Here is a 5,738-nt window from a genome sequence, read left to right as displayed (position 1 = left end):
AAGACATTGCTTCGATTTTTGTCAATTGTTTTTGCTCTAGAGCGAACTAATCAATTAAATCTCTTGCCAGATAAGGATTTAGTCGATTTATGCCCCCCTATCGAACCATAACAAGTAACGAAGAACCAGCGTTATTAAGAATAAAAATTCGGTTCTGGGAATTTTTCATTGACAATCCAATTGCCCAGATCGCGAATTTTGTAATCCACAGGATCATGAAGGGTAAAAGTTCGTAGATTCCGCCAGTAGCGATCAAACCCGTAGGAACTCGATGTCGCCCTCGCCCCCATGACCTCGAACATTTGATTCACCACCTCTAATCCCACCCGTGTCGCCGCCACCTTGGCCACTGCGATCGCCACGGCACAGCGACCGCGCTTTTCAGCGGTGAGATGCCATTGTTCCTCCCACGCGTCCTGTAGAATTTCCGTTGCTCGATCAACCAAACCTCTGGCCGCCTCTAAATCGACCCACAGACTGCCGTAACGATGGAGGAGATAGGGAGCTTCCGTCGCTCGCTCGACCCCGGCATTTAGCCAAGGACGGGTTTGCTCTCTCGTGTACCGTCGTGCGGCCTCAAAAGCCCCCAGGGCAATCCCCAAGTAGATATTGGCTAGATTCAACTGGGTTAAACAGGCGCGGAAAGTGGCGAAAGGTGGCGCAGGAAAGGCTTGCGAACCGAAAAACTCCCGGGGGTAAATCGCCACATTATGAAACGAAACACTACCACTATCGGTTTGCCGTTGACCCATATTATCCCAATCGGCGTGCAGTTCTACTCCCTCACGCTGGGTGGGAACCACAAGAACCGATATTTTCCCCGTCTCCTGATCGATCGCCGTAACGGGTAAAATGTCAGAATCCCACGAACCGGAACAGAAGCTTTTCTTGCCTTCTAGTCGGAAAATATCGCCCTCGGAAGCGATCGCTGTCCGACGATCCAAGGGATTTAACGCATTCGCCCAAAACCAATTCTGTCGGATGGTTTCCTTGTAGTAGTATTCCTTCTGTTCGATCGTCCCGAAAAGATGGGGAACGATCACCCCAAGATGATGGTAGGAAAAAATATGAGCGATCGAGCTATCGACTTGGGCGAACTCTCGAACGATGCGAAATAAGGTAATCCAACTCTCGCCAGAACCACCGTATTCTCGGGGAATAATTAAGGTCAAAAGACCACTTTGGCGGAGGCGATCGCGCGCCAGTTTCGGGGTTCCACCCTGATGGTCTCGCTCCACTGCATCGATGGCGAATTCCGATGCCAGAGAAACCGCGAGAGATAGATAATAATCCGCAGACTGACTAGGGGATACTGACATGATCGAGATTCCTTAGATATATCGAATCCCCCTAAACAGGAAGGTATAGGGGGAAATTTTGTGGATTGCTAGAAGGTAAATGTGGTTCTCAGTGTACCGATAATAACACTGGTATTATTACTATTTTGACCGGGGTTGATCAGCCAAAATAAGCCAGGAGTGATGGCGATATTGTCATTGATTTGATATTTGTAAAAAGCCTCGACATGGATCGGTAAATCGTTGGCATCCGTGGGATTATTGGCTTGATAGGGCTGAACGCCAACCACGAGACCGCCCAGATTGCCATCTTTGCCCACATCGGGAAAGGCGAAACCTAGACTATAGTACCAAATGTCAGCATTTCCGTGGCCTTGGAGATTTCTAGAGTTGGTATAGCCCAGGAAACCATTAATCGCCAAGTTCGGCGTGATGGTAAAGAACCCCGACGCACCGAAGGAATCACTGATCAATGGGGTGCCAAAAGGATTATTAGCCTGCCTAGTGCCGACAATACCAAAACTACTGCCGATGTCAAATAAATCTCCCCGATTTTGGTAGGCGTGGACGTAGGTGATCCCGAAACCCGATCGAGAATCGAGCCAAGCGATTTGGGCGATCGCAGCGTATTGACCATTAAAAAGACCACTACCCGGATTGGGATCGGCATGATCCCCGGCCAGATAACCCAAGCTGGCGATCCAGCGATCGCTCAGTTGATAGTTAAAGCCACCTCCCGCACCCCCACCGATCTGGTAAATGGGGTTGGCGGACGCAAACACGGTTAGTGCTTTTCCGCCGCCCGTACCGCTATCGAGATAGGGGTTCAGCGTCGGGATAAAATCGTAGGTGACACCATTGACCGCTCCAATATAGGCGGAAATGCGATCGCCAATGGGAAAATAATAGGCGAGCCAACCGATATTGACATTATTGTCTAGAGAGGGGACTAGGTTAAAGGATTGAGTAGCTTCCGGAGTCCCATCCCCCAGATTAAATCGTCGGGCATTACCAGCATCTAACCGTACGTTTAACTGGTCTTTGCCCGTAAAACTGCTAACGAACCGAAGACGCACGCGATCTTGAAACACGGTATTGCTCCCCTCGCTCGCACCTTGAAAGGCGTTGGCGACCACGAAAATCGCCTCACCCAGTAGTTTCGTGGTCGTCGAAAAGGAATGGTCTTCTAGGAAAGCAGCCCGGTTTTCTAGGTTATCCACTCTCGCCCCTAAAGCTCCTAACTCGGCCTGAAATTCCTGGGCAAGGCGCTTGAGTGTATCGAGGTCTCGTTGGGCGATCGAAACCCCTGCTTGCAGCGATCGCTCGAGTTTAAACAAGCATTCAAACCGGCGGCAAATTCCCAACGGGTTAAGGCGCGGTCGCCCCGATAGGTGCGGTCGGGATAGCCGACAATACAGCCATAGCGTTCCACTAACGATCGCAGTGCCTCGAACGCCCAGCCCGTCGGCGGAACATCGGCAAGTTGGGACACAGAAGTGAGTTGCGCCATCGCCGGATCGGGATGGTTTTTCGACATATCGGTTAGCGGTAAACCCGAAGGGTCGATTTGAGCGAACGCGGGTACGGCAAAGAAAACGCTTCCCAGTAGGAGAGAAGGTCGCGATAACGAATTACAAGAGAGAGAAACCATCGAAATCCTCACATCCAAAAAATAGAGATAGTCGGTGTTTTTTGGCCAGACGAATCCTCGGAATCGCGCTCGCTCGATTCCCATATCTCCGGCAGCAATTGAGAAAGTCTCGTTATCCCAAGCCGGTGCTGTAGCAGAATTCCAGGGTAAAACCGCAGAATCCTAAGGCCTGGGGAATAGGAGTCCTATCTTGAGAACACGGGCAGAACTTCCGCCGCTTTGCCAACAGGCATTGCTCTTTTTCCGACCCCTACGCTAGAAAAGGGGAGTGATTAGCTAGGGTTTGCGGCAAAAAGTTTTTCGTGGGGGCAGGGTGTAGGGTGTGGGGTGTGGGGTGTAGGGTTTTACCGATTTTGAGGGGGTCAATTACCTAATTTTCAGGGAAAAAGTCCCTGAATTTTTCCCCCGATCACTCCCCTATCCATTACTTTTTGATGGCCAAAAGGTCTAAAAGTTTTACCCAACAAGGTTTTTAGATTTATTCAGCCAACCCTAGCTAAACGGCAACAGATGCCCTAGTTTTTCGCGCTTTGTCAGCAAATACTGTTGATTGTGGTAGTTTGGAGGCATGACGAGAGGGATTCGCTCGACAATGTTGATCCCCCAATCTCGGAGACCCTGAACTTTTTGGGGATTATTAGTTAGTAAACGGATATCGGCTACCCCCAAATCCTTGAGAATATGCGCTCCCAGCCGATAGGTACGCCCGTCCGCCTCGAATCCTAGCCTCCTGTTGGCATCTACCGTATCTAGGCCGAGATCCTGTAGGGAGTAGGCCTTGAGCTTATTGATCAGACCGACACCTCGTCCCTCCTGTGGAAGATAGACCACAACCCCTTGTCCGGCGGTTTCGATCGATTTCAGGGCGATATGCAGTTGTTGGCGACAATCACAACGGGAGGAACCGAGAACATCCCCGGTAAAACACTGGGAATGAATTCGGACCAGAGTCGTCCGATCGCAAAATTTGTCCGGATCGCCTTTGACGATCGCTGTCGCTTCCGAACCATCGAGGAGGTCGCGATAGGCGTAGATATTAAATTCGCCGAATTCCGTAGGCAGACGGGCGATCGCTTCCCGCGATACCGAGGATTCTACCCCTTCGCGATAGCGGATCAGATCGGTGATTCGGATAATCGCTAGACCGTACTCGTCCGCGTAGCTCATCAACTCCGGTAAACGCGCCATCGAGCCGTTGGGGTTCTGGATCTCGCAGATTATTCCGGCGGGGTAGAGTCCAGCTAAACGAGCCAGATCCACCGCCGCCTCGGTATGTCCTGCCCGCTCGAAAACCCCACCCGCTCGCGCTCGGAGTGGGAAAATATGCCCCGGACGGCTGAGATCATCGGGGGTAGTGGTGGGGGAAAGCGCCACTTGGATGGTGAGTGAGCGATCGCTCGCCGATATCCCCGTAGTAACGCCGTAGTGCGGCGCCGCATCGATACTGACGGTGAAAGCGGTTTGATGGTGATCGCCATTTTTCTCCACCATCGGCGGTAATTGCAATTCGTCTAGGCGATCGCCGGTCATGGCCAGACAGATCAACCCCCGGGCCCGGGTAGCCATGAAATTAATCATCGTCGGTGTGGCGAACTCGGCGGCGCAGATTAAATCCCCCTCGTTCTCTCGTTTTTCATCGTCCACGACGACGATGGCTTGCCCAGATCGTAGGGCATCGAGGGCCCGATCGACCGGGGTAAACCTCGGTTCGACCGGGTTCCGTCGCGCCAGGGTGATGATTCGAGAGGAAGAGGCAATCGATAGGGTAGGCTCGCTCATAAAAATAGTTCAGAGGAATCTTGACAAGCTGACACTTTTATGTATGTACGGGCAGGGGGGTAGGGGTTTTTTCCTTCGTGGCCGCTCGATGTAGGTTCACCGCAACGACGAAATCCCGTACCGCCTCTTGGGTTCTTTGCCCGATCTCCTCATCGGGTTGGAGTTGGCCAGAGGCCTGGAATTGCAATTGTTTATCGATCGCATAAATACCGCCGAGAATGTGACGCGCCTTCAGTTCCGAGAGAACCGGCTTGAGGGCATAATCGATCGCCAGTAGATGAGCGATCGTGCCGCCAGTGGCGATCGGCAGTACCACTTTGTTGGCGAACGCCCCCTGGGGCAGTAAATCCAAGAAAGCTTTCAGCAGTCCGGTGTAGGCGGCCTTGTAGATCGGGGTGGCCACGATAATCCCGTCGGCCTGTCCTAGTAGAGCTTTTATCGGTTCTAGGGCCGGACTATCGTAGCGTCCGTAGATGAGGTCTTCCGGCGAGAAGTCCCGCACGGCGATCGTATCGGTATGAAATCCCTCTTTTTCTAGGAGTTCGTTGACGTATTGAACGAATCCGTAGGTTTTAGAAGGAGCGGTGGGATTGCCAGCGATCGAGAGAATATTCGCCATCGTAAATCTCCTAGATTGGTAATAATGGGTAATAACGGTCTCGCGGATCAGGAACGAGATACGGCTTCGGCAGGGCGATCAGCGGTTATCTCGGCGCGACTTTGCCAGAGTCCGATACCGTCGTACAATCCCGGGGCCATGAGAAACACCTGCACCCAGAGAATATCGAACCACCAGTACAGTCCCGGTCGGATATTGGCCCGACCGAAGAGGACTTCCGTTGCGGCGTAAAGAATCAGCGAGATGACCAAACTAATCACCGATTTGACACTCCCCGCTCTAAAGAGACGGGGATTCTTGGTTCACAGAGATTACTTGCTTAGACAGAATTGCTTCTGAAAAAGTAGAGGTATTCTCTCCCCAAGCGTTTATTGGATCGAGCCCAAAGGTT

General features: G+C 51.9%; 4 protein-coding genes and 2 pseudogenes. 1 reads left to right on the top strand and 5 read right to left on the bottom strand.

Annotation, left to right across the window (positions count from 1 at the left end; genetic code table 11):
- Positions 1-134: 134 nt before the first annotated feature.
- Positions 135-1,319: an acyl-CoA dehydrogenase family protein gene (locus IQ242_RS15185; RefSeq protein ID WP_193960529.1), complete on the bottom strand. Its 1,185-nt coding sequence runs from the start codon at positions 1,317-1,319 to the stop codon at positions 135-137.
- A gap of 68 nt (positions 1,320-1,387) precedes the next feature.
- Positions 1,388-2,808, bottom strand: a pseudogene (locus tag IQ242_RS15180) (iron uptake porin).
- Positions 2,809-2,983: 175 nt separating this feature from the next.
- Between IQ242_RS15180 and IQ242_RS26760 the strand changes: the two are divergent.
- Positions 2,984-3,115 (top strand): hypothetical protein, encoded by a 132-nt coding sequence (locus tag IQ242_RS26760; protein WP_255520658.1) that lies wholly within the window; start codon positions 2,984-2,986, stop codon positions 3,113-3,115.
- A gap of 341 nt (positions 3,116-3,456) precedes the next feature.
- Here the strand turns inward: IQ242_RS26760 and IQ242_RS15175 are convergent.
- The 3 genes and pseudogenes from IQ242_RS15175 to IQ242_RS15165 form a co-directional block, all read right to left on the bottom strand.
- Positions 3,457-4,680 (bottom strand): annotated as a pseudogene (locus IQ242_RS15175) (bifunctional 3,4-dihydroxy-2-butanone-4-phosphate synthase/GTP cyclohydrolase II); the annotation flags it as partial.
- 85 nt (positions 4,681-4,765) lie between these two features.
- A complete protein-coding gene (gene ssuE, locus IQ242_RS15170) occupies positions 4,766-5,347 on the bottom strand; it encodes an NADPH-dependent FMN reductase (protein WP_012265981.1) in 582 nt (193 codons plus the stop codon).
- A 47-nt stretch (positions 5,348-5,394) separates the two neighbouring features.
- A complete protein-coding gene (locus IQ242_RS15165) occupies positions 5,395-5,607 on the bottom strand; it encodes a hypothetical protein (RefSeq protein WP_193960528.1) in 213 nt (70 codons plus the stop codon).
- Positions 5,608-5,738 lie beyond the last annotated feature (131 nt).

The organism is Microcystis sp. LEGE 08355 (assembly GCF_015207185.1).
Taxonomy (GTDB): domain Bacteria; phylum Cyanobacteriota; class Cyanobacteriia; order Cyanobacteriales; family Microcystaceae; genus Microcystis; species Microcystis panniformis.
Note: the sequence above shows the minus strand (reverse complement) of the source record. Positions and strands in the feature narration are given on the sequence as shown.